Annotated in this window: 20 protein-coding genes; 7 read left to right on the top strand and 13 right to left on the bottom strand. The window is 65.5% G+C overall.

Annotated elements, in window-relative coordinates; all coding sequences use genetic code 11:
• Positions 1–3: 3 nt before the first annotated feature.
• The 3 genes from EHO50_RS06280 to EHO50_RS06270 all read right to left on the bottom strand — a co-directional run bounded on the left by EHO50_RS06280 (position 4) and on the right by EHO50_RS06270 (position 2,760).
• The gene (locus tag EHO50_RS06280; RefSeq protein ID WP_128428753.1) at positions 4–1,611 is read right to left on the bottom strand and encodes an ABC transporter substrate-binding protein; all 1,608 of its coding nucleotides are present in this window, start codon (positions 1,609–1,611) and stop codon (positions 4–6) included.
• A gap of 140 nt (positions 1,612–1,751) precedes the next feature.
• Positions 1,752–2,513: a YqeB family protein gene (locus EHO50_RS06275; RefSeq protein ID WP_246101036.1), complete on the bottom strand. Its 762-nt coding sequence runs from the start codon at positions 2,511–2,513 to the stop codon at positions 1,752–1,754.
• Positions 2,514–2,601: 88 nt separating this feature from the next.
• Positions 2,602–2,760, bottom strand: a complete 159-nt coding sequence (locus tag EHO50_RS06270; RefSeq protein WP_181449559.1) for a hypothetical protein — start codon at positions 2,758–2,760, stop codon at positions 2,602–2,604.
• 41 nt (positions 2,761–2,801) lie between these two features.
• On the opposite strand from EHO50_RS06270, the gene EHO50_RS43910 reads away from it, so the two are divergent.
• A complete protein-coding gene (locus EHO50_RS43910) occupies positions 2,802–2,981 on the top strand; it encodes a hypothetical protein (RefSeq protein WP_164904718.1) in 180 nt (59 codons plus the stop codon).
• A gap of 544 nt (positions 2,982–3,525) precedes the next feature.
• Here the strand turns inward: EHO50_RS43910 and EHO50_RS06260 are convergent.
• Positions 3,526–3,897 (bottom strand): hypothetical protein, encoded by a 372-nt coding sequence (locus EHO50_RS06260; RefSeq protein WP_128428751.1) that lies wholly within the window; start codon positions 3,895–3,897, stop codon positions 3,526–3,528.
• 98 nt (positions 3,898–3,995) lie between these two features.
• A complete protein-coding gene (locus tag EHO50_RS06255; RefSeq protein ID WP_128428750.1) occupies positions 3,996–4,433 on the bottom strand; it encodes a glycine-rich domain-containing protein in 438 nt (145 codons plus the stop codon).
• 843 nt (positions 4,434–5,276) lie between these two features.
• Here EHO50_RS06255 and EHO50_RS06245 point away from each other — a divergent pair.
• The 5 genes from EHO50_RS06245 (at position 5,277) to EHO50_RS06225 (ending at position 11,374) form a co-directional block, all read left to right on the top strand.
• Positions 5,277–6,554, top strand: a complete 1,278-nt coding sequence (locus tag EHO50_RS06245; protein WP_484422063.1) for an NsdA family TPR-like regulatory protein — start codon at positions 5,277–5,279, stop codon at positions 6,552–6,554.
• Between the two features lie 5 nt (positions 6,555–6,559).
• Entirely contained in the window at positions 6,560–7,108 is a 549-nt protein-coding gene (locus tag EHO50_RS06240; protein WP_128428748.1) for an N-acetyltransferase, read from the top strand.
• A 281-nt stretch (positions 7,109–7,389) separates the two neighbouring features.
• Positions 7,390–9,486: a helix-turn-helix transcriptional regulator gene (locus EHO50_RS06235; protein WP_281288156.1), complete on the top strand. Its 2,097-nt coding sequence runs from the start codon at positions 7,390–7,392 to the stop codon at positions 9,484–9,486.
• A complete protein-coding gene (locus tag EHO50_RS06230) occupies positions 9,483–10,448 on the top strand; it encodes a hypothetical protein (RefSeq protein ID WP_128428747.1) in 966 nt (321 codons plus the stop codon). The genes EHO50_RS06235 and EHO50_RS06230 overlap by 4 nt, the downstream gene beginning before the upstream one ends.
• 17 nt (positions 10,449–10,465) lie before the next feature.
• Positions 10,466–11,374 (top strand): DUF6339 family protein, encoded by a 909-nt coding sequence (locus tag EHO50_RS06225; RefSeq protein ID WP_246101035.1) that lies wholly within the window; start codon positions 10,466–10,468, stop codon positions 11,372–11,374.
• Here EHO50_RS06225 and EHO50_RS06220 read toward each other — a convergent pair.
• The 6 genes from EHO50_RS06220 to EHO50_RS06195 form a co-directional block, all read right to left on the bottom strand.
• Positions 11,363–12,604 (bottom strand): DNA cytosine methyltransferase, encoded by a 1,242-nt coding sequence (locus EHO50_RS06220; RefSeq protein ID WP_128428745.1) that lies wholly within the window; start codon positions 12,602–12,604, stop codon positions 11,363–11,365. The two genes, EHO50_RS06225 and EHO50_RS06220, sit on opposite strands and share 12 nt — an antisense overlap.
• 99 nt (positions 12,605–12,703) lie before the next feature.
• Positions 12,704–13,726 carry a DNA cytosine methyltransferase gene (locus EHO50_RS06215; protein ID WP_246101034.1) on the bottom strand — a complete coding sequence of 341 codons (1,023 nt, stop codon included), beginning with the start codon at positions 13,724–13,726 and terminating at the stop codon, positions 12,704–12,706.
• Between the two features lie 111 nt (positions 13,727–13,837).
• Entirely contained in the window at positions 13,838–16,786 is a 2,949-nt protein-coding gene (locus EHO50_RS06210) for a Z1 domain-containing protein (RefSeq protein ID WP_128428743.1), read from the bottom strand.
• Between the two features lie 22 nt (positions 16,787–16,808).
• On the bottom strand, positions 16,809–17,780 hold the full coding sequence (locus EHO50_RS06205) for a PD-(D/E)XK motif protein (protein ID WP_128428742.1): 972 nt from the start codon (positions 17,778–17,780) through the stop codon (positions 16,809–16,811).
• Positions 17,773–19,305, bottom strand: a complete 1,533-nt coding sequence (locus EHO50_RS06200) for an ATP-binding protein (RefSeq protein WP_128428741.1) — start codon at positions 19,303–19,305, stop codon at positions 17,773–17,775. The genes EHO50_RS06205 and EHO50_RS06200 overlap by 8 nt, the downstream gene beginning before the upstream one ends.
• Before the next feature lie 97 nt (positions 19,306–19,402).
• A complete protein-coding gene (locus EHO50_RS06195; protein ID WP_128428740.1) occupies positions 19,403–19,807 on the bottom strand; it encodes a very short patch repair endonuclease in 405 nt (134 codons plus the stop codon).
• Positions 19,808–20,454: 647 nt separating this feature from the next.
• Here EHO50_RS06195 and EHO50_RS06190 point away from each other — a divergent pair.
• Positions 20,455–21,900: an HNH endonuclease signature motif containing protein gene (locus tag EHO50_RS06190; protein ID WP_246101033.1), complete on the top strand. Its 1,446-nt coding sequence runs from the start codon at positions 20,455–20,457 to the stop codon at positions 21,898–21,900.
• 88 nt (positions 21,901–21,988) lie between these two features.
• On the opposite strand, the gene EHO50_RS06185 is transcribed toward EHO50_RS06190, so the two are convergent.
• Together EHO50_RS06185 and EHO50_RS06180 are read right to left on the bottom strand one after the other, a co-directional pair.
• A complete protein-coding gene (locus EHO50_RS06185) occupies positions 21,989–23,011 on the bottom strand; it encodes an SEC-C domain-containing protein (RefSeq protein ID WP_128428739.1) in 1,023 nt (340 codons plus the stop codon).
• 106 nt (positions 23,012–23,117) lie between these two features.
• The gene (locus tag EHO50_RS06180) at positions 23,118–23,531 is read right to left on the bottom strand and encodes a hypothetical protein (protein WP_128428738.1); all 414 of its coding nucleotides are present in this window, start codon (positions 23,529–23,531) and stop codon (positions 23,118–23,120) included.
• Between the last annotated feature and the right edge of the window lie 31 nt (positions 23,532–23,562).

Here is a 23,562-nt window from a genome sequence, read left to right as displayed (position 1 = left end):
CACCTACTTCAGGTGCGTGTCGGCATCGACGAGGGACCGCTCGCGCGGGTCGAGAAGCACACCCTCGACATCGGTGCCGATGCCCTGTACGACCTTCTCGTGGACCAGCGGTACGACGGCGTCCGTGCGCAGGATCTCCGCCTCGGCCCGCATGATCTTCGTCCGGCGCTGCTCGGTGTCGCCTTCCTCGCCCGCCGCCTCGACGGCCTTGTCGACGGCCGAGTCCTTCAGGCCCGCGATGTTGTAGACACCGTCGCTCATGTAGTCGCTGGCGAGGTAGGCGACCGCGTCGCCGGTGTCGAGGAGCGTCACCCGGGAGAAGACGAGCGCGTCGTACTTGCCCGCGAGGAGGTCGGCCTCCATCTGCGTGTACTCGCGCACGTCCTGCTTCACCGTGAAGCCGGCCTTCTCCAGCTGCTGTTGCAGCACGGTGGCGGCTTCGGGCAGTTCCGCGCGGTTGGTGTAGGTGGCCAGCCGCAGCGTCTTCCCCTTGGTCTTCGCCTTGACGTCGGCGGTGGCCGCGGCCGAGGCACGCCCGCTCACCTGCACCCGGCTGTCGGCCGCCCAGGGGACCGCGGGCCCGAAGAGCCCCTCCGCGGGGTCGGCGTACCCGCCGAACACCGAGTCGACGAGCGCCGAGCCGTCCACGGCCTCGCGGGCGGCCGAGCGCAGGGACGCGTCGGCGAAGATGCCGCTGCGGGTGTTGAGCACGAGACTGTCGGTCCGCACGGAGGGCACTTCACGCCGGGTGTCCTGGTCCAGCAACTCCGCCTGGGCGGTGGGGATCCACTCGGCGATGTCGACATCGCCGCCGCGCAGGGCGTTGGCGCGGGCGGTGCCGTCGGCGATCCATGTCACGTCGATGCCGGACGCCTTGGCCTTGCCGCCCCAGTACCCGTCGAAGCGGTCGAGCGTGGCCTTGCTCTTCCCGGTGAGCTTCCTGATCTCGAACGGACCGGTACCGGTGCCGACCGGACTGACGGTGCCGTCCTTCGCGTACGCCTTCGGGGAGAGGATGCCCAGGGCAGGGCTGGCGAGCCGGAGCGGGAGTACGGGATCGGCGGTCTTGGTCGTGAGGGTGACGGTGTCGGCGTCGTCGGCCTTGGCGGTCAGCGTCACGTCACTCAGCACACGGGGCTTGGTCTCGGCGGCGCCCGCCTTGTCCAGCGCGTTGACCACGGACTCGGCGGTGACGTCCGTACCGTCCTGGAAGGTGGCCTTGCGCAGCTCGAAGGTCCAGGTGGTGGCGTTCTTCTGCGCCCAGGACTTCGCCAGCGCGGGCGCGGCGACGCCGTCCTCGTCCAGCGCGGTGAGGCCTTCCGCCACGGAAAGCTTGCTCAGCACGGTGGCGTCGTTGCTGTACGGCGACAGCGCCTGCACCGGCGGCACAGCGAGCGCAACTCGCAGCCGTCCGCCCGACCCTGCGCCGCCTTCCGCGTCCGAGCCGCCTTCGCTCGACGGTGCGAAGCAGGCGGTCAGCAGCGGGGTGAGGGCGAGGGCTGCGAGGAGCCTTCGCGGAGTGGGGCGGGCGGTGCGGCTGGAGCGTGCGGTGCGGTCAGGGCTTGCGGCGGCGGTGGCGCTGGTGGCGCTGCTGGTCCTGGTGGTGCTCATGGATGGCGGTCCTGTCGTGCGTCGGCGGAGGCCGCGTCAGCATATAAGGCAAGCCTTACCAGTCCTTCGCCGGGTTGATGAATTCTCAACCACTGAGATCCACCTCATGCCGCCGTACTCGTTCAGAGCGTCGGGCACGGTCAGGGCTGTTGAGGCATACGCCAGTACTGCCTCTTCTCCTCGTCCCGCACGACAACGCCGAGCCTCAACAGCTCCCCACGCAGCTCCCGGGCGTCGTCGGCATCCTGCTCCCCCTTCTTCCGCGCCGCGGCACGGGCCCTCAACAGCGCGTCCGCCCCCTCGGGCAGCCCCGGCGTCCCAGGAACCCACCGCCTGAACTCCTCCCGGTACGGATCCTCGTCCGCCCAGCGATAACCATGCTCGGCGAAGGCCCCGGCAAGCCGCTCCCAGGACAGCCCGCAATCCTCCCGCGCGATCTCCATCCCATCCGCCCCGAGCAACACGAGCTGCTTGCCGTCCCGCACCACCAGCCCGATCTCATCGCCCTCGAACTCCTGCGAGGCATCCCTGACCCTGAGAACGACGCGCCCCCGGGAGACCCTGACAGCCAGCGACTCATGCACTGCAACAAACCCGACGACCAGCCCCAGAACCGCCCCCACCGCAGCGGCCCCAACACCCAGCCACGGCTCCGGAACAGAGGTCAGCAACTTGGCCGGCCCCTTGAACGGCGCCCAGCGCAACGTCACCAGCCAATGCGCAAGCACCGTGACCAACCACCCGATCCCGGCCCCGCACCCCACACAGAACAGCACCAGCACCCAGGCCGACTCGGCGATCACGGTGCCGCCACCGGCCGACGACTCGCCCTGCTTCGAAAGATCCCCCGTATTGCTCATGTCCCCCGTACCCAGCCCTACGCGTCCGGTCTCCGACTCCACATCGCCGAGTCTGGAGGGCAGGCGGACACGCTGTCGTCGGCCGATGGTCTACGGGGCTGCGACTTTGGTTGGCCTTGGTCGCCCGCGGTCAGGTCTGCTCCCCATCACACACGACGGTCCCGTCGACCGTGTGTGGGACCTTCGACCCGCAGGCGACCATCTTCCAGTCCAGCCGTAGCGTGTACGGCTTCCCGCCCACGTGATAGTCGACCCACGCGGCGTCGATGAACCCGCCCTGCCTGCCCACGTCGAGGACGAACAGCAGCTCGGTGTACCCTGTGCCACCCCATGCACCGTGAGGGCATTGGCAAGCTCCGCTACGTTGTCGAGCAGACTTTCGCCCTGCTCCACCACCTCAAACGCCTCGCCGTCCGCCGGGAACGCCGCACCGATCTCCACGATGCCTTCGTCACCTTGGCCTGCAGCCTCATCTGCTGGCGACGGCTTCGGAAGACCAAGAACGGCTGACCGGCGTCAGGGCAGGCAAGGGCCCAGTGCGCTGCCTCAGAGCGTTGGTACTCTCCGCGTCTACGGCGAGGCGGGGGAGATGATCATGGGAGCAGAGCCGTCGAGTCCACCGAACCGCCGGTTTAGAGGAACTGGCTTTGGTGTCCTCTTCGGTGGGCTGACCGCGGTGGTGTCCATTGCGGCGATTGGGAGGGCATGGGCTGCTTGTGACATCGGCAGCAGCGCAGCGGCCAACGGCATGACGTTGCTGTTCTTCGCGCCTCTCATATGGATCGCCGCTGCGGTCCCGTGGATGATCCTGGACGGCACCCTCGGAAGACGTCATCGCAGGACAGCCCTGACTGCAGGACTCATCTTCACCCTGTGGTTCACCTGGTTCCTTGTCACATGGCTCGGCATGCCGGACTCCTACCCCGCCCCGTCGTGCCCGGGCAACGTCCCGCCTTGGTGGCCGAGCTTCATCCCGGCATGACTCCGGCGTCGCCTGTGAACGACCTTGGTAGTTCTGGGCGCAGCCAAACGCCAAGGCCAGCAAGGCATTTGCTCAGGGCGCCAGCAGCGCAATCCGGCCGGTCACGAGGACATCGTGGTTCGCGAACAGCGCATCGAGTTCGAAGCGTCGACGGACGTACGCCTTCCAGGTCGCGTCGGGCAGGTTCGCGTACGCGTTGATCATCCGGGCGCGGCTCGCCTGAGTGAGGATCCAGCGGGCCCGGTCCTGGTCGGCGGTACGGCCACCGAGCTCGCGGGCCAGCCGCCACAGCTCGTCCCCGTCGCTGTGTTCGTCGACGACGGTGACGAGGCCGATGTCACCCAGGTCGCGCTGGTCGGTGGACTGCGTGGTGTAGGCGACGGTGAGAGCTTCGAGGGGAAAGACGGTCACGCGGCTGGTCGCGGTCAGCTCGGTTGGGGGCACGGGGACGGGTCCGTTCTGGCGCATTGGGGGAGTGGCAGGGCGGATCCGCCGGGCGAAGGCCGACCCGCCCTGTAGGAACCGGTATTGGGGAGACCGGATCAGCAGCAGGGACCGTCGCCGCAGCAGGCGGGAGGGTTGCAGTCGGCTGCCGTGCCCCACAGCCGCTCGTCGACCTCGAAGCCGGCGGCCCGGATCTTGGCGACGACGTCCGTCATCAGGCCGCGGGTGCGGACCTTGGAGTTGGGCTGGTGGTGCAGGAAGTAACCGAAGTGCCGCTGGCACCAGTCGGCGTACCAACCGGTGTGCAGGATGAGCGTGTGCCAGCCGGGGTCGACCAGCTGAGACGGCGCCATGGTGGCGCCCTCGCCGGTGGCGCCCATGACGTAGACCAGGGCGAGGGCTTGGTCGATGACGCGCTCGGCGACGCTGCGTTCCAGGCCGTATTCGTCGGCGCAGAAGGCGGCGAGCGTGTCGAACTCGGCGTTGGAGACTAAGGAGCGGCCAGTGCGGGGGTTGGCGGCGACGGCAGTTGTCATCACACGCCCTCCTTCTCGCTTGTGTTGCCGCTGGGCGAGACTGCCACCGGCAGCCTGTCGGTTGTGCTGAGCACGGATTCACCTCACAGCTGGAGGACCTTCGGGTAGCCCTCTCCCGGAGTGCCGAATGCCTGTCGTGTGCTTCGGGAGAGGGTTTTTGCAGCCCGCTGCGCGACGAGCGACGGCTCGTGGCCAGCGGGAGCCGGTGCCAGCGAGATCAAGCCGACGCGCCCAAGGCGAACTGTCGGCATCCGGCGTCGATCAGCTTCCGCACTGCCTGGGGCCTGCACAGATCGCCCTCGTAGCGCGGTGGCACCATCCAGTAGGTGCCTGGCGGTTCCCGACGATCGATACGCGGCACTCCCAGATACGTGTCTCGGCCAAGACACGGCGCGGCATCTCCGTGATCCCAGATCAGGCCGGCATGCCACTGGATGAGGGCGTAATACGTTGGACCAGCCCTGCGGTGAGCCACCGGCTCAGGAGCCTCGCAGCCGAGAGCGGCGTACACGAGGTCACCATGCAGGCGCACCGCAGCGAACAGCTCGCCGAGCGGGAGTAACGCAACGCCCTGGGCCGACCACTCTGCACGAGCTTGTTGCGGTACCGGATGTGCCCGAGCCAGCCACTCAGAAATCAGTCTGTCCATGTCGGTCGGTGCCGGCACCGTAGCTCCCTCGGTCGAGTGCGCTGTTTCCAGGCTTATGAGGAAACCGGACGCGACCTGCCGGCCATCAGGACAGATTTCGGAGAGTTACTCGCCGCCGGCCGGACAGTTTTACCCAGCGAGGGACACCGGTAGGACTACCGTCGAGGAACCACGCGCGCGAGGGGGGGGCGGAAGTGGGCAGCACCAGGAACACCAGGCTCGAAGCCCTGTTAACCGAGTTCGGCTACACCCATGAACAGCTCGCGGATGAGGTGAACAGGGCGGCCGAGTGCCTGTTGGGCAGGCCTGCCAACTGCACGGATCGGCACGTGCGCCGATGGATCGCGGGTGATGTGCGGTGGCCCTGGCAGCGGTACCTGCTGCCCCTCCAACACATCTTCGGCCGGAGCCCGGAAGACATGGGATTTACCCCGCGCCGGTCATCACGCGTTCCCGCTCCCCCTCGTAGGCCGGCGCCCATGAGAGAGCAACACGGCATGCCACGGAGAGAGTTCATAGCGGTCGGTGTCATCGCGACCCTCGGCCTGGACCAGATCCCTTCGATCGGCCGTCTCGGCATCAGCGATGTCGAGCGCATTCGGGCCATTGTTCCCACGCTGTACAAGTACGACCACGCCTTGGGCGGCGGCGCCCTACATCACGCGGCCACCGAAGCGCTGCGCCGCGTGCAGAGTGCCCTCAACCACTGCACCTACGGGGACCGCGTTGAGCGTCTCCTCTATTCCGCAATGGGAGATTTGGCCGCCTCCGCGGGATGGTTTGCGTACGACGCGGGACGACAGCAAGACGCGACAGGGCTGTACAACGAGGCCCTTCAGGCCGGCGTGCTCTCCAGGGACGGGATTCTGCAGGCTCGGGTCTGGTCCAACCTTGCGATGCAGGCCCGCCTCCTCAACCGGGACAGAGAGGCCCTGAGTATTGGCCGTGCGGCCGTCGAAACACGCCAAGCGAAGAGCGACCCATGGCTGATGGCACTGCTCCACTGCCGTCAGGCTGTTGGTCACGCCCGGACGGGAGACCGCACGCGTGCCCAGAATTCCCTCGTGCGTGCCGAGAAGGCCTACGAGCGAACGCATGGCCGGCCCGCCGCCTGGCTGTCGTTCCTCACTCCGGCAGAACTGACGGGGTTGGCCGGCGCAGCGCACCATTCGCTTGGGCAACACCGACGAGCCGAGCAACTCACAGCCTCTGCACTCCAGATGCTCGAACCGCGCTTCGAGCGCAACCGGGTCTACTACACGATCCAACATGCTCAAGCACTAATCGACGGCGAGGACATCGAGTACGCCGCTGCTCAAGCCCGCCAAGCCGTCGCCATCGCGGGACGAGTCAAGAGTGAGCGCATCCGGGACAAGCTCGGCGACCTGCGACAGCACCTTCAGCGATACGCCCATGTTCCGGCAGCCGCGGATTTCCTGGAGCAGTCTCGACAGACGGGAGCGCAAAGGTGAAACGGTTGCGGCTGGAACGCAGGGATGCAGTCGGCCTTGGCGACATCCGACAGCAACTCCTCGACGTGTACGCAGAGATATACGCGGACCGGTTGAACGAAGATTTCCACAGTGTCGAGCGGTTTGACGAACGGCTCGGCTGGAACACCGAGGTGCCAGGGTTCGCCGCAGTCGTGGGCTACGTCGACGACCTTCCGGTCGGCTACGCGTACGGCTGCACGCTTCAGCCGACGACACGATGGTGGAACGGTCTCCGAACTCCAATGCGCGATGAGGCCACGACGGAGACAGGCGTACGTACCTTCGCACTTTCGGAGCTCATGGTCGTCGAGAAGGTACGTGGTATGGGCGCGGCCCGGCAGATCCACGACGAGTTGCTGCGCGATCGGCCGGAGGAACGCGTCACGCTCCTGGTCGAACGGGGCCATCCCAAGGTCCGTTCGCTGTACGAGTCTTGGGACTACGAATGGTTTGGCGAGGTAGTGCCGTTCCCCGACGCTCCGTTGTACGACGCATTGATCCTTCGTCGCGGAAGCGGGCGAGCCTGGGCGTGATGGATGTGCCACTCTTCTGAGCCGTTCGCTTGAGCTCTGGAGACAGACCTGGGACCACCGGGCGGGGCATTTCTGGCGAGGCGTGAACTTCGTACGGTGAGGTCGAAGGCGACTGTGCCCGCACGGCGGGGTAGAAGGGCGTCCGCACTCGTTTGTACGTGTGCCGCCTGACGTTGATACCGGGGTTGAAGTTACCCAGCAACCATTTTTGTTGATCGAGCGCATCTTCAAATTCCGTTAGGTACGATCGATCCCCCAGCTTGATTGATCAAGGAGATGCGGTGGAAGTAGCCGACCGCAGGGAGGACTTCGGCGTCTGGCTGGAGCGGCAGCTGCGAATACGACAGATGACGCAGACCGCCCTGGCTGACGCCCTTGAAGTGACTCCAGCAGCGGTATCTGCCTGGGTCACGGGCCGCGCCGAGCCCCGTGAGGACAGGAAGCGAGCGGTGGCAGCGGCTCTTGGTATTGATGAGGAGATTGTGCACCTTCGTGCCGCGGAAGTTGTCACTGCGCCGTCCCTGAAGTGGCATCACCGACCGGCCCATGCGGACGGTGGCAGGGAGTTCGGGAATGCTGCCGCGTTCGCCTTCGACGCAGACGTCGCCGTGCTTGCCCGCGAGGCGACGCAGAACAGCCTCGACGAACAGGATGATCCGAATCAGCCCGTGCGCGTCCGGTACACGCTCAACGAACTGTCGGGCGAGCACTGCAGGGCCTTTCTGAACGCACTTCAGTGGGAAGAGATCGAGCCGCACTTCGAGGCGGCTGCCACCCACATGCACAAGGTAGGGCGAGTTATTGCCGAGGGGTTGCGCGAGATGCGCGAGTCCGACTCTCTGCTGCTGCTTCGCGTCGACGATTACAACTGCACAGGGCTGATTGGCGCCGACTACGGGGACAACAGCAAGTTTGCTGCGGTCCTTAGGGATCAACTCAACAGCCACAAGGGCACCGGAACAGCGGGTGGTTCGTACGGGCTGGGCAAGATCACGCTCTGGGCGACGAGCCGGCTGGGCCTGGTTCTGGTCAACAGCACATTGTCCCGTCCTCATCAGGGACGCACGGAGCGTCGACTCTATGGGCGCCTTGAATTGCCCTGGCACGAGAGCAACGGACGGGCATACGCGGGCTTGGCCGGCTTCGGCGAGACAGAGACGGAGCCGGGGCGCGAAGGCACGGCGCGATCGTGGTGGGCCACCGAGGAGACGGCCAGATGCCTTCACCTGGAACGCGAGAGCCCTGATCCCGGCACGTCTTTTTTGATCGTCGGTGCGCATGATGCCGCGGGTGACGCGCAGAGCCTCCAGGAGATGCACGAGAAGCTCGTCAAAGCGCTTGCCGACAACTTCTGGGCCGCGATGACCTCCGGACGAGAAAGCCGGCCTGTTCTGGAAGCATCCGTCACCACGCTGCGCAATGGGCAGGTCGTGATCCCCGAACAGCGGGTCGACCCCGCTGATCACCAACCCGCGCGTACGCGTGCACTCAGAGCCTTTCTCGATGGTGAGACAGTCGAGCAGCGCACAGACACCACTCAGGTCGCGATAGCGCACGTGCCGCTCCTTGTGCCACCGGAGAAGGGCGGAGGCCGCGGCACCACCAGTACGGAACACCGAGCCGTTCTGCTCGTCACGGCAGCCGATGAGAACGACCGGGAGCCGAATCGTCTGGTGTGCATGCGTGGTAACCGCATGACTGTCATGACACGGCGCGTGACGGATCTTCCACTCAGCACTGATGCCTTCCAAGCGGTTCTCCTGGCGGGCGGAGCAACTGGATCGGACAGCCACGACGCGGAACTGGCCGAGCGATTCTTGCGTGCTGCGGAACCACCGGAGCACAACGATTGGGCCAAGACCGAAGACCTCCTCACCACGTACGCCCGCGGCGCGCGTCAGCGGATCGAGGACTTCCGCAAGGAAATGCTGGCGACGGTCCGCTCACTCGTCGGTCGTCGCGAGGTGAAGAACACGGGCGGGCCTGCTGTGCTCAGGGAATTGCTGCGCATCGACGCGCACACGATGGGCGCCCGTCGTCCGGACAGGCATCCTGTCGTCCGTCACGTCGAGGGCGAGGTCGACGCACGAGGCGCTTGGAGTGTGAAGGTCGAGGTCAAACTGCCGCGGCGCGCGGATCCTTGGGCACTGACTCCAGTGGCCAAGTTCGATGTGCGCTCGGGTGCCAAACCCGTCGTCGCTTGGGAGAGGCTCATCGCCGGCGAGAACTGCCGAGTTGAAGACGGGACACTGCACTTCGAGCCTGGAGCCGGAAGTGCCTCGTTCGGGGGAGTGACGGACGTGGCCAGCCATCCCGTGACTGGTCAGATGGCTCGGTTGATCGTCGACCTGCAGAAGGCGAAGGGAGCCACGACGTGAACATCGTGTTCCCCTACCGGACTTTGGCGGGAGAGATTGGCTTCGAGGTCACGTCCGTGAAACTCGACGGCCGCGCTCTTCCCTTGACCATGATTTCCCGGGACCAGCGAGCCGTGGCCCTGCATGAGGCGGAGCGTTCTCAGTGGGACGAAGCCCGCTTGGACGTCAAGGCCACCCTGCCCGAGAGGGAGCTTGCCGGTGGCCCCTGGAGTGATGTCGTCTGCCTTGCCGTACTGACTGAGTCCGCGACCAACGCAAGGACAGTCGCCCGACTTGCTCCGGCCGGAGCAGGCAGTTGGAGCGGCAGCGTCGTGTTCGCCAGGGACGCGCACCACATGCGTGCAGCGCTCACGGTTGTTGTCGTCGCCACTGTCGACGGTGAAGCCGGAAGGGCCATCGGCACGGCGGAAGAAACGTGGTCCGTCGAACTCAACGAGCGAGTGCCCGCGCGCAAACAGGAACTGAACATCAACGAGGTGGATTTCCGATCCGGACCTCTCGAATGGCTCCAGCAGTTCCAGGATGCCCCATGGGTGGTGGAGACCAGCGGCGACATGCCAACCGTGCATCTCAACAAGGGATTCGAAGGGCTCGCCGAGTTCCTGAGTGGAAGCGGCACTCCTGCGGAGAAGGCCGTACGAGGCATGCTTGCAGCCCAGATCGCAACTGAGGCATGGACGGCCATGTTTCATGCAGCCGCAGGCGACCTGGAGTGGGACGACGAGGGGACACCGCAGTGGCCCACTGGTTGGAAAGACGGAGTGCTGCGGTCCATGCTGCCTGATGTCCTGCCGGAACTGTCAGCGAGCGATGCTCTGTTGGAGATACACCTTCGTCGAGCAGAAGGCGGCTGGCAGGAGCTCCAGCCGCGCATACAGTACGCGGCTGCCCGGCGGGCCAAGGCCGCCAGAAACATCGGCAACGGACTGCGTGCGATGAGCCATGCTGCGGAGGGCGACTGACGATGAGCCGTTCAACCATGGACCTCCCGGAGCAGATCGCCCTGCTGCCGGACATCGTTGCATCCAAGTACCTCACGCACAGCGTTCTCTCAGGAAGCGAGCGCCCGCCCAGAGTGGCTCTCCTGCGAGCGAGTAGGCCGATCGAACCGGCGGCATCGCGCTGGGACGTCCTACCTGTACGGCAATTGATTGATGCCGCAATGCGGCGGCACGGCGGTGATCGCGCCACGGCTGATGCTTGGCTCGCCCCGAGACTGCACGCGACGCTCAGAATGACGAGGCGCGAGGCGGCGGACACCGGGCTTTGGAACTTTCTTGCCCTGGTGGTGGCGCCGGACTACGTCCTGTGGCGGCACAGGGGGAACACCAAGGAAGGCGAACGCGCGACAGCAGATCGCTTCGTCGGCGTGCACTACAAGCAGACATTTGCCCGTTTGTGGTGGGCCGCCGAGATATTCAGGGATGGGGACGACTACGAGCCGACCCGAGTCGCGTGTGGCAATCAGGATGTCTTGAACACGATGCTGCGTCTTGAGGTCATCGACCACCGGCCAACGGCACGAGCCGTTGTGCGGCTGCTGGAGAAGGGCGTGGTGAGCACAGGCCGACAGGTGAACGGTCTGGGCACGGCGATCAATGCCGCGGCAAGCACGCTCGTATACGACGTGCTCGCACCCGACGTCGGTCCGGATACCGAAGCGCGCCGATATTGGATCGACGAGGCCGAGAACGCCGGCCCTGTCCCCATGGACAACTTGCCCTTCGGGCCGGACGACGGCCGGGCCCCTTCTGAATCGGTGGATGTGCTGGTCCGTCGCTTCGCGGAACTCTTCGCCGAAGCTCCGATCCGAGGGAAGGAGAGGGAGATACCAACGCCCATCCCGAACCAGGGTGTCAGCCTCGACAAGCCTTACTCACCCTTTTAGACGCTCGTGGATGGCCTGGGCCAGGGAACGGCCCAGGCCGACGGGCACTGCGTTGCCGATCTGCCGAGCGATCTGAATCTTGCTGCCGAACCAGTTGAAGTCGGCGGGAAAGCCTTGGATCAGTGCTGCCTCGTAGTGGGTGATCGGCCGGTTGCTCTCCGGGTGGAGATAACGCCCCTTCTCAGGCTTGTAGAACTCGGTACGGATTGTCACAGACGGGCGGTCGAAGTGCATGCGCCCCATAACGTCTCCGGAGCCGCTGTTGTGCCTGTCCCAGCTGGTCGTCGACAGATACGTGTTGACGCCTTGGATCACTTCCCACTTGTCTCTCAGGTCGTGACGGTTGCCGCCCGGTGGGATGGCTTTGTATCGAGCCCTCGACAGGGCTGTGGGGTTGCGACCGATGTGGAGCTCGGTCGTCTTGTAAGGGCCTGCCAGCACGACACCCAGCGGCTTGTCAGTGCGATCGGGAAGGTCCAAGTCCGGGGCGTCCACGGGCGTGTGGGCAAAAACCGTCGGACCGACCGGGACCCAGCCGAGAAGCTCGTTCGACGAACTGTCCGGATCGTCGAGGCTGGGTTGTGCGGGGCCGGCCTCACGGGCATGCGTGGGGCGCGGGTGCTCCAGCGGTTCGCCGAGATCGTTCCGGGTCGCGATGACGATGGCTCGCCTGCGTGCCTGAGGAACGCCGTAGTCCGCAGCGTTGAGCACCTTCCACCGGAGCGTGTAGTTGGCCAGCGCTCCGTCTTTAGCGGTGGCTTCCTTAAGACTCTCGAACTCCTGGGACACCAGGAAACGGTCCACGTTCTCCAGAACGAAGATCTTGGGCTGGATGGCCTTGACCACTCGCACGTACTCGACCCAGAGACGATTTCGCGGGTCGTCAGCCTTGGGCTTCTCGGGATTGTTCCTGTGGAGCGCGGAGAAGCCCTGGCATGGCGGTCCCCCCATGATCACGTCGACCTTGCCCGCGTACGGCCTTGCGTCCCACTTTGCGATGTCCATGTTGGCGACATGCGAGCTGCCGAAGTTGGCTGCGTACGTGGCCGCCGCTGCCTCGTCGAACTCGACCGCGGCAACGGATTGGAAGGGTGAGGAACCGGGGCCGTCGGGCTCGTAGGCGCGAAATCCTGCCGAGAATCCGCCCGCACCGGAGAACAGATCGACCACTGTGATCGATGAGTCGGCCGGGATTGCACCGGCTGTGGTGTCGGGCGAGATGGTGGCCATGGGAGGAGAGTCTAATGGTGATCAAGCAGGCATCGTGCGGGAGTCCGCGCATGTGCACTGAGTGGTTTGACTGTCGCTTGCTGTGACGAGGCTCCGTGATCATGTACGAGGTGACCTACGGAGTGCCATGGCGATTTGGCGTCCCAGAGCGGCCGCGACCGGAGGTGGTGTCGTCTGACTGATCTGTCGGTAGGCGGAGGTTTTCTTGCCGAGGATCTTCCAGTCGGAGGTGAATCCCTGAAGCAGTGCCACTTGGTCGACGGTGAGGCGTGGTAGGCCGAAGCGAGGTTCGACGTCGTGGTTCAGTTGGAAGTCGGGTCCGGGTGTGATGTCGCCGATACTTCCGCCGTAGACACCCCAACGAGCCCAGATGGCCTTTGCTCGGCTTGCGCCCAGGTCGGCGCCCCCGCGTCCTGTGGCGCCCCCCATGATCAACGGGGCCGGCTCGCAGGCGCGAGCGGCCCAGTCCGCCGCCTCGGGCCACCCTCGGGACGCCATCGACTCGTACAAGGTCTCCCCGAGGGTCGGGCATCGACCCTGGATCGGGCCCGGCCACTCGAAGCAGGCCAAGTCCTCGGGGTGCATGGCGACTATGAATCCATGGGGCCGCTGTTGGGGCACACCGAAGTCCGTCGCCGTCAGAACCGACGACGTCATCTGGTAGCCGAGATCCTCGACTGTCTCCCGGACCTTCTGTCGCTCGGCCTCGAATTTACCGGCCTGGAGGAACGTCGGGATGTTCTCGATGAGGAGAACGCGGGGGCGCACGAAGGACGCCATGTCGAGGACCGCCTGCAACATGTCGCGTTTGTCGACGGTGGCGAGTTGCTTCCCCGCGATGGTGTACGGGGAACGGGGCAGGCCGCAGCTCAGCACGTCAGCATGGTCCAGGGGCGCGTGGTCCAACGGGTCGATGCGCTTCAGGTCCCCGTGAATCGTGTACCAGTGGGGTCGATTGTGAGAGACCGTGTCGCAGCTGTCTTCGTCGATGTCGATCGCTGCTGCCACATCGAACCCGGCCTGCTCGAGACCAAGAGCTTGGCCTCCGACCCCTGCACAGAGTTCGATCACGGTGAATCGGCGTTCTTGCATACGTGTCTGCTCCCCCTGCCCGCTGTGCACGACCGGCCTGCGCGGTTTCAGAGTAGAGCGATGGACCGACGCGCGAAGTCCTGTGGGGCGCCGCCAGGGGAGGAGCTCCCCACAGGACGAATGTTTCAGGTCATGAGGGCATCAGGTCTGTTCCTTGGTGATGATGGCGTCGTCGGAAGAGTCGATGGTGGTGAACACCACAGCCTTGCCGTCGTGGCCCCGAGCGGAAGCCGGGGCTACGAAGGAGAAGGCCATGACCAACTTGCTCGGATCGATCCGACCCGAGCTCTCGGCCTCGGCCCTGTTCTGCGGTTCGATGATCGGATAGAGGACTACGGCTCCCCGCCGTTCCGCGACGTACTGCTCGGTGGCGGCATCGCCACTCGACGGAAGAGCGCCCGCGATGCGATATGCGGTGGCTGTGTGCTTCGGGTCACGGATAGCACCGAACACCGGACCACGCCGGCGCTGTCGGGCGAACCATGAGAACGAGCGACTCGACGTGCCGACCGCGACCTTCTTGTTCCCGGTCGAGTGCTGAGGGGCAAGGACAATCCAGTCGTCGACCGCGGTTTGCGATGATCCGCAGATTTCCTTCAAGTAAGCAAGGTGTGGGGCGAATTGTGATTCGGCTCCCCACTTCAGTGAGCGGACCAGTGTGAGGAAGGAGTCGGCGGAGAGCCTGCCAGTCAGCGCGTTGAACCGATGGATCGAATCGGAGAACGTGTACTCGAATGAAGTCGGGGTCGCTGACAGGGAGTCGAGCACAGGCAGCCACAAACCAGTGTTGTGGCGCAGTGCGGGAGCACTGACGGGATAGGCTGTGGGTTCTTCCCATTGCCCCGGCGACCGCTTGTTGACGAGCTGCGCGTTGAACATCTTGTTGGGGCTGGTCGGCTTCAGCCATGACAGGTGCTGCGATACGAGTGGCGGCACCTGTGCAGGCGTCACCTGAGGCCTGCCGTCGATGAGTTCGGCGTACTGCTGGAGTTCGCGTCGGAAGGTCTCCTCGTCGCGGCAGATTGCCTCAAAGGCTTCGTACAGGTCGATCTCCTTGGTGCCCATGGTTTCCTCTCGACCGAGGTACAGGCGCACCAGATCCCGATAACCCTTGCGGAAGCCGAACCATCGGCCCATCTGCATCAGGGTCGACGCATTGTTCGTGCGGCGCCGGTAATAGGTGACGGTGAGTCCCTCAACGGTGAAGCCGCGAGCGAGCTTCTGGCCGCCGATGAGGATCTTCCAGATGGAGCGCTTGTCGAAGTCGGCCTCGCCCGTCTCGATGTCCTTGTCGCCATTGACGACGATGATCGGTTGGTCGTCGCCGCCGATGCGCATGGCAGCAGCGCCGATATGTCGAGCGAGATCGTCGTAGGACGAAGGGACGGCGTGCCCGTCGGCGTGCGCTTGGGACACCGGCAGAAGGTCCGTCTCGAACAGCTTGCGCAGCCGCTGATGGCCGCCGGCACCGGTATAGCCGGATTCCCACCACAACTTCGTCACGCGACCCAGGAGTTCTCGATGTGCTTCAGTGCGCACGGACTCGTGGATGAGCATCGTGTGGTGCTGGAAGTACCGGTCGCCCAGGCCGTTCTCCTCGCGATAGAGCTTCATCGCCGCGGTCAGGACGAACATGTCCATGGCCTTTTGCAGCGCGGTGTCGTCCTCGTCGTCCGAGAGAACGACGTCACGCACGTGAGCCTTCTCGTTCGAATTGGCGAACGTGCGCTCTTCGTGCGGGATCACGGAATCCAGGTCGTGGAAGTCCTGAACACCCATGTATCCGTCAGGGCGCGGCAGAGAGACGATGAAATCCTTCGGGAAGATGTCCTCGGTGTCGCTCGGATCGACGAAGACGTTCGCGAAGGGCGTGGCGGTGTAGCCGACGTACTGAGCTCGCGGCAGCATGCGCAGAAGCTCCGAGATCTTACGATTGATGGCCGTGCGCTCGGCGTCGGGCTTGTTCGGGTTGGCCGTGTTCACCGAAGCCTCGTCCGACTCGTCGTCGACGATGAGGACCGGGATCTCGGAGAGCGGAGTCTTGATCTTGTTCAGGTCCTGCACCAATTTGGTGAGTACCGACTTGTTCTTCTTCACGACCATCAGGCGTGCAGAAGAACGGTGCAGGTTCTGCGGATGGTAGAGCGGGAGCGCGGGCTCCCGCTTCTCAAATTCGAGAGCGACGATTCCCTGAAGGAGACTCTTGTAGTCGTTGTCCCTGGTCGTCATACGAACGATGTCAAAGGCTCCGAGAGTGGATGGAAGGCCTTTATGAGAAAGGAACTTCCCCTTTGACCAGGCGGGATCGTCCGCGTAGTCGGACTCGTACTCCGCAGCGCCGCGGAGGATGTTCTCACGGCCGACGAGTTCCATGTCGAGTCGACGCTGGGTCTGGGCGCGCAACAGGTTGAGCGTCCCGCCGAGGACGATGACCAGGCGATAACCGGCGTCCACGGCTTTGGCGATGACACCTGTGAAGTTGGCGGTCTTTCCGGATTGCACGTATCCGACGACCAGACCCTTGGACTGGTAAACCGCCTCGTCGGTTGGATTCGCGAGGCGCTCGACAACACGGTCCGAGGCGGTGTCCAGAGCGGCTACCGCGGTCTCCGGCCACTTCTTGTCCTCTTCCAGAAGACGGCGATAGGCGGGCCAGTACCAACTGCGCCCTTGCTGCGACTGGGGCGTGTACCAAGGTGTGAAGTCGTCACTGATGACTACGGCGCCGGTGGCGCGAGGCACGGGGACCAAGGAGTTCAGCAGTTCTCGCGTCTCCTCCTGCAGGCCCAACAGCGCGAAAATCGCGGTCCGCCGTTCTTCGGTGCGCGGTTCTGTGTCCGACCAGTCCGGCCCCTCTGCGTAGTCCCATTGCGTCAGTTGTTTGCGCCACAGTTCCACCAACTGGTCCGTGGAGTGCGAGGAGCGGAGCGCATGTTGGAAGTCTGCCTCGCTCGCAAGGGATTCGGCCTCGGGTCCCTCGTCCTCGGCCTGGTAATCGAGAGCGCGCTGCAGATTCTTGGGGCGGTTGGCCTGCATGCCCCCGAGAGCTGACTTGTGGAGTGTGATCCGCACGGTTGCTTCATTGTTCATGGGGAGAAGTCCTCAAGTCTTCTTACGGAAGGCGGAAGTCGGTCAGGACAGAGGGTGGTTCGAGGGTCGGTTGCAGGCCAGTGATGTCGATCGTGTACTGGACATCGGTGATTCGTTCCCAAGCGAAGTCAGAGAGCGCAGACGCATCCAATCGCGGCAACGCGGACGAATCGAGAAGGATCGGATCGGATCGAGGCGTCCAGCGCTCGTCGTCGGAGGAATCCTCCGCCCAACCAGATGCCGCCAGTTGTCGTTCCAGATGGTTCAGGGATGCCGGAGCATGCTCCCCCACTGCAGCACGTACGGCTCGGACGCACTCGGAGAGGGTTCGTCCGTTGGCACCGCCCCGGGTGAGCTGTACCGAAACGAACCACAACGGGCGTTCCGGGGCGGGGTCGAGTTGGCCGATGCCATGGATCGTGTGCCGGCGGCGTTCGGATGCGGTGGTCTTCACCTCGAGGTCATAGCCGGGCAGTCCGAAATCGTGCTCCTCGGCTTCCGGCCCGGTCCAGGCCTCGACAGCGGTCTGCCATCCCTGCTTGCCCGCGATGCAGTGCATCGTCGCAAGTTCTCCCATGAGGCCGAGACGTTTCTGCGTACTCAGGCCACGAGGACGGCTCAGCAATGCGCTCCAAGCCCTCACTGTCTCTTCGAAGGCCTGGTCCAGAGTGCGGCCGTGCGTCACGATGCGGTCGGCGACCGCTGTCAGCAGGTCATGAAAGTCGCGCATCAGCGTCACCTGAGTGGTACTGATACGCGCCAATCTCATGCCCCGATCCGCAATCTGATCTATACGAATCGTGGGCAGAGAGGAGCGAGGCGGACGGTGCCGACGATCGAGTTCGACGTGGAGGGCTATGTCCCGTCCACCGTGGCCGACGACGTACGAGACCTGAGGATGGACCGAACGAGGGGAGAGAGGGAACGTGGTGGCCTGACCCTTGCCGAGAAAGTACTCGACCTCCGTCCACGGGACATGAGGGCGCTCAGTCATCGTCGGCCACCTTGTCGAGTTCGGCCCGGGCAGCAGACACCAGGATCGACTGCCACAGCTGGAGGTTGTCCTTCTCGCGACTGCCGCTGTACTCCTTCTCGAAGACCTGGTGCAGGAGGATGTACATCAGAGACTTCAATAGCGGGGCGTCGTTGAGGCCGCCACGTCGACCGCCCAGGATTGCCGTTCGGTAATGCTGGTTGAGGGTGATGATTCGGTCACCGCGATCGATGTCGAAGAAGAGGCTGTTGTCGAGCTTCTGCCAACGCACGGAGATTGGCTCCGCGTGCGGAATTGCGGGGAGTTCGTCGGCGATCGTCTCGCGTATGGCGGGATCGAAGCCCTTACCCGGAAGGATGACTGCCTTGCGCGTGGTGCCGGCTCGCTTGCGTGCATCGCGGTAGACGCCGTCCGCCTCGGTCAAGTAGTCGAGGAAGGTCCGGCCATCGGAGTCGACGGCATCCTCAAGGGCGGATGTGAATTCCGGTGATGCCTCCACGCCTGCCTTCTTCACCGTGAGGCGGAAGACGTCGTTGGCCGCGCTGGGCAGATCGATGGCCACGCGGGCGAGCGAGAGGTGCTGCTCCGGCTGCCGGAAGTTGTTCCAACCGCCTGCCTGAACCAGTCGGTTGTGCCGGTAGAAGTAGAAGCCCTGACGGTCGGTGACGGAACCGACGGCCTTGTACTCGTCGAGATTGGACTTGGGCGTCCATATGTGGCCTGTGAGCTGTACGTTCCCTGTGGAAGGCACAGTTGCGAGGAACTGGCGTGGGTACTCGGGGTGGCCACTGACCGGGTAGCCGAAGGGATCCAGAGGTTCGACGCCGAAGTCCAGATAGACGGTGCCCGTACGCACATCCTCGACTGCGACAGTGATGTTGAAGTCGTCTCGCGCGAGGAACCGGTGCAGATACAGGCCCAGATGGAGCCCAAGCTTGTTGATGGTGCGCTGCAGGTAGCGGTCGGTCTGGCCACCCCCACCATGCTTCGGGAAGTCCTTGACCCCGTCCCAGCGGATCACCGTGCCCTGCCAGACGATGGGCCGCTCGGCATACCGGTCGATGAGCGTCTGGGCGTAGGACGGGTCCACGATGTCGCACTCGAAACCGGAAACGGCGCGCTCCATCAGCCAGCGGCGCCCGGCGGTACGGGTGCGTTTGGTCGTGCTGACGACCGTCACCGAAGAGGCGTGACTCAGAGAGGCGGATTTGAGACCTGTTCCGAACATGCCGAGGGAATTCTCGGCGTAGTTGCGACGGCCCCCAACGGTCATCGCGATGTCCAGCTCTTCATCCGTCATGCCCTTGCCGTCGTCAACCACGAGGAGACTGACGAGCTGATCGCCGTCCCGGAGAAAGTGGATCACGACGTCCTTCGCGCCGGCGTCGATGGAGTTGTCCACGAGGTCGGCGATGGCCACCTCGAAGCCGTAACCCTGGCTGCTGAGGGCCTCCATGTAGCGCGCGTCGGGTGGAAGGCGCTTGCTTCCGGCGGTGGGAACGTCGAACTGCCAGTCGGTCGTCATTTCCTCGCCTCGAGGTACAGCCGATAAATACGATCAATGGTGACCCTATTGCGAGGGTCGGACAATGGGTTGTGCTCCAGGCATGGCGACGTGAGTGTCACCGGCGCTTGGTCGGCCGGGCTTCGGGCTCGGTGGCAAGTTTCCTCGCCGCGGCTACGGATTGGGCAACTACGGCGGGGTGTTCGTGCTCCCAGAAGCGCAGTACCGTCCAGCCCGCTGCTTCCAGATGCCGAGTGGTCTCGCTGTCGCGAGCCATGTTCTTGTCGAGCTTGTTCCGCCACCACTCTGCGTTTGCCTTTGGTTGCGTTGCATGGTCTGGGCAGCCGTGCCAGAAGCAGCCGTCCAGGAACACCGCGATCTTGGCCTTGGTGAAGACGATGTCGATCGTGCGGCGAGGCATGCCGGGCACCGGCACATTCACCCGGTAACGAAGCCCCGCGGCGTGCAAGAGGCGTCGCACCGCCACCTCGGGCGCCGTGTCGCGGGAGGTCTGCTTGCTCATCCGAGCGGAGACGGAGGGGGAGGACGGGACGAGATGGGGCACGGGGCAATTCTGCCGGCGCTCGCGCGGACGGTCTCGGACGGATGCAACCAACCAGCCTCGAACGCGTCAGTTGATCGGCACCGTCGGGCCGCCCGCTTCTTGGTCAGTGTCGTGCCTCCGCGGGCCGCGTCAAGGGCGCTTCACTCCGCTGCGCTGCGTTCCGCGTCGGCTGCGCCGATGGCCCTCCGGGCCACCCTTGACCCGGCCCGCTCCAGCACGGGGGAGAAGCGAGCGGGCGGCCCGGGAAGGCGGGTGGCCCAGGCTGGCTGGTGGGTGGGTCGGCTGCGTGGTGGGGCGGGGTTGGGGGCGCGTCCGCGTCTTGGCGGCACGCCGGGTGGGTCAAGCGGCGTGTGGCCGGTGGGTGGGCGCGATCGCGTTATGGGGCCCGCCGGGTGGGCTTGGCGGGCGTCCGTCCGTGGGGCGGTGCGGTCCGTCGAGGGGCGGGAGGAGGCTTGCTCGTGTCTTTGTTTGTTGTTAGTTCACTCTTTCGAGTACTGGATTGACCTGGTGTCATTACTCTGCGTAAGCGATAATGGCGGTGTCGACCCATTCGGGGCTCGTCGCGAGTTCGGTGTGCCGTCGAGGGCTGTGAGGGGGTGAGTGTCGTGTCCGTGGCCGATGTCGGGACCGATCCGGCGAGCGCCGGGGGCGGGGCGTCACCTGCTTTGGAGTCGGACGGCCGGGAGGGCGACGCCGCAGGCTTGGGCGTAGTGCTGTCCGGGCCGTTGGATGAGTGGGTGGCGGGGCTGCGGGAGGCGGGGCCGTCGGCTCAGGCGGCCGGGCTGCTGGGTGGGATGGATCTGGCGCAGTTGTCGGCGCGGGGGCGGATTGATGCGCTCGTCGTGCTGGAGCAGCATCTGTCCTGGTTGCAGGCGAAGCAGGTTGAAGTGCTGGCGGCTGTCGCGGCGCATACCGATACGCCCGAGGAGATGATCCTTGCCGCGGGCGGGAAGCTCGACGATGTCTTCGCCGCTGACTGGGACGCGGCTGTGGAGGAAGTCGCCTGTGCGCTGAGGCTGGCCAATCAGACTGCTGCTCGGCGTCTGGAGGCGGCCACCTTGTTGGCTGCCCGGCATGAGACCACCACTGGGCTCCTTGCCGCCGGCCAGATCTCCTATATCCAGGCGCAGACGCTCGCCGAGCAGCTGCGCGTCGTCGATGACAGCGTGGCCGCTCAGGTCGAGCAGGTGATGGCGGCCAAGATGCCCACACAGGCGGCCGGGCAGACGCGGGCCGCGCTACGCCAGGAAGTCCAGCGGGCCGACCCTGAGGGGGCCGAGCGGCGGCACCAGCAGCGGGTGCGGGACCGCCGGGTGCTTCACCACCCGGACGAGGACGGGATGGCCCTGTTCGGGGCCGTGTTGCCCGCGCAGCAAGCCGCCCTCATGGAGCAGGCTGTGGACAGTCGGGCCCAGGACTACGCCGAGGACGGGCGCAGTCTGGAGCAGAAGAGGGTCGATGCGCTCTTCGACCTGGTCGTCAACCAGCCTGGTGCAGTTGGCGGTTCGGGCGCCGAGGCCGGCGCAGGCCGTGCGTGTGGGGCAGGACGAGCGGGTGTCGTGGTGCAGGTGACCGTTCCCTTCGACATCCTGGTGGGGAATGAGGACGGGCCGGCCGAGCTGAAGGGGTACGGGCCCATCACCGCCTCACAAGCGCGGGAGCTCGCCTTCGCGCCGGGGACCATCTGGCGGCGGCTCCTCACCGCGCCGGAGACCGGGCTGCTCATCAAGACCGATCCCACTACTTATCGGCCTACCGTCGAGACGGAACGCCATGTGATCGCCAGGGATCAGTACTGCGCCTTCCCCAGCTGTCGGATGCCTGCGCACCGTTGCGATCTTGACCATGTTCGGCCGTTCAATCACCGCCATCCGGAGCGGGGTGGGCAGACGGTGCCGGACAACCTGCAGCCGCTCTGCCGCCGACATCATCGGCTCAAGACCCACCATCCCGGCTGGAAGGTCACCCGGGATGCGCACACCGGCACCACTACCTGGACCTCGCCCACAGGCCATGCGTACACCAACACCCCACCCGTCTACCGAGAGTGAGGTTGCGAGTTCTGCTGCTGATTGCCCGGCGCCTGTACCGAGGGGCAAACCGCCGCCTCGGCCGGCTGGCATGGGTAAGTGGGCTGCCTCAGAGCTGCGGCTCCGCCCCGTGGCACTCTCCGTACTGCCGCCCCGACCCACACCAGCACCCCGCCCCCCGCTGCGGCGGCCAAGCCACAGCCCGCCCCCTCGCCGCCAGCGTCGTCGCATACTGCGGCAGCAAGGTCGCGTCCTCCGGTGAGGCTCCCTCCGATGCTGCGAAGGCCTCGTACGACGGCACCGTCCCCGTGACGATCCCCAGGTTCGGGGTGCCGGAGGCGGAGAGTTCCCGCAGTGACGCCTCTATCGTCGTCAGGTGATCCTCGTGGGAGGTGTACTCGGCGGACAGTGACGGATAGGCCGTCGTCAGCTCCGCCAGCTCACCCGCCGTCCAATGCAGTACCGCCACCGGGAACGGGCGGGACAGGGCCTCCCGGTAGGCGCCCAGTTCGGCTCGGAGGCGGGAGATCTCTGCCTCCAGTTCTGCTGGGTTCTCGGAGCCGAGGGACCAGACGCGCTTCGGGTCGTGGAGTTCGTCCAGGGAGATCGGCATCGAGTGGAGCGTGTCCGCCAGGGTGTCCCACTCGTCGTGGGGTACGCCCAGCATGCGGCGTACGCGGTGGCGGCCGAACAGCAGGGGGTGTGTTGAGTACGGGGGCTCCGGGACGTCCGTCAGGAGGAGGCGGGCGCCCTCCGAGAACGTCTCCTGGGCCTGCTCGAGTTCGTCGTGCGACTCCAGGGCCTCCGCGACGATCACCCACGGCGCCGGGTCCCGGGGGGAGGCCGCGCGGACGCCTTCGATGATCGCCCTCGCCTCGGCCTCGTGGCCGTACTCCCAGAGGTTCGAGGCCTTGAGGGCTCGTACCAGATAGGGGTTCTCCAGGCCGGCTGAGGAGGACAGCAGGCGGTCGTAGAGCGCGGTCGCGGCGGGGCGGTCGCCGGAGAGTTCCAGGTGGGCCGCGGCCTGGAGGAGCAGGGCCTCGGCGTCCTCGGGGTAGAGGCCGGCGGTTCGCTCCAGGCGTGCCGCTTCGGCGGTGTGGTCGACGTTTTCGGCAGGCGTGTCGGGGCGCATGGGGGACACCGTACTGCCCATGGCTGACGGAGGAGAGGACAGAGGGGAGAAGAGGGGGTGGATATTGCCTGGTCGAGGCGGGCGGTGGGGCAAGCTGCGCCGGCTTTCAGGCCTTGGCCAGGCACAGCAGGACCATGAACGGGACCGGGATCAGCGTCGCCATGGCCAGCCATCTGCCCGGGCGGGCGTCGCCGCGGCGGCGTGGGCCCAGGACGTCCACCGTCAGCAGCAGGATCAGCAGCAGGGTCCCGGTCACTGCCAGCAAGAACATCATCACGGGAGCGTGATCGAGCGTGTGGTAGTCGCAGTTCGACATGTCCGGCCTGGTCGCGAAGGCGTCGCAGCTCAACGGCACGTACTCGGTCAGCAGCCAGTACGTCAGGTAGAGCGGGATGATCGCGGGCACGCCGAGGGCCAGGTTCGCCAGCGCGGGCGCCAGCAGACCCTGCCGGCGCCCGCGCTCAGCTTCCTCTTCCGCTTCTACGACTGGTTCCGCCGCTTCTACGACTGGTTCCGCCACGCGGTACAGGACGTACCCGGTCCGCCCCCGG

Origin of the sequence: Streptomyces cyaneus (genome assembly GCF_004028635.1) — a bacterium.
GTDB lineage: Bacteria > Actinomycetota > Actinomycetes > Streptomycetales > Streptomycetaceae > Streptomyces > Streptomyces cyaneus.
This window is presented reverse-complemented; position numbering and strand designations above follow the sequence as displayed.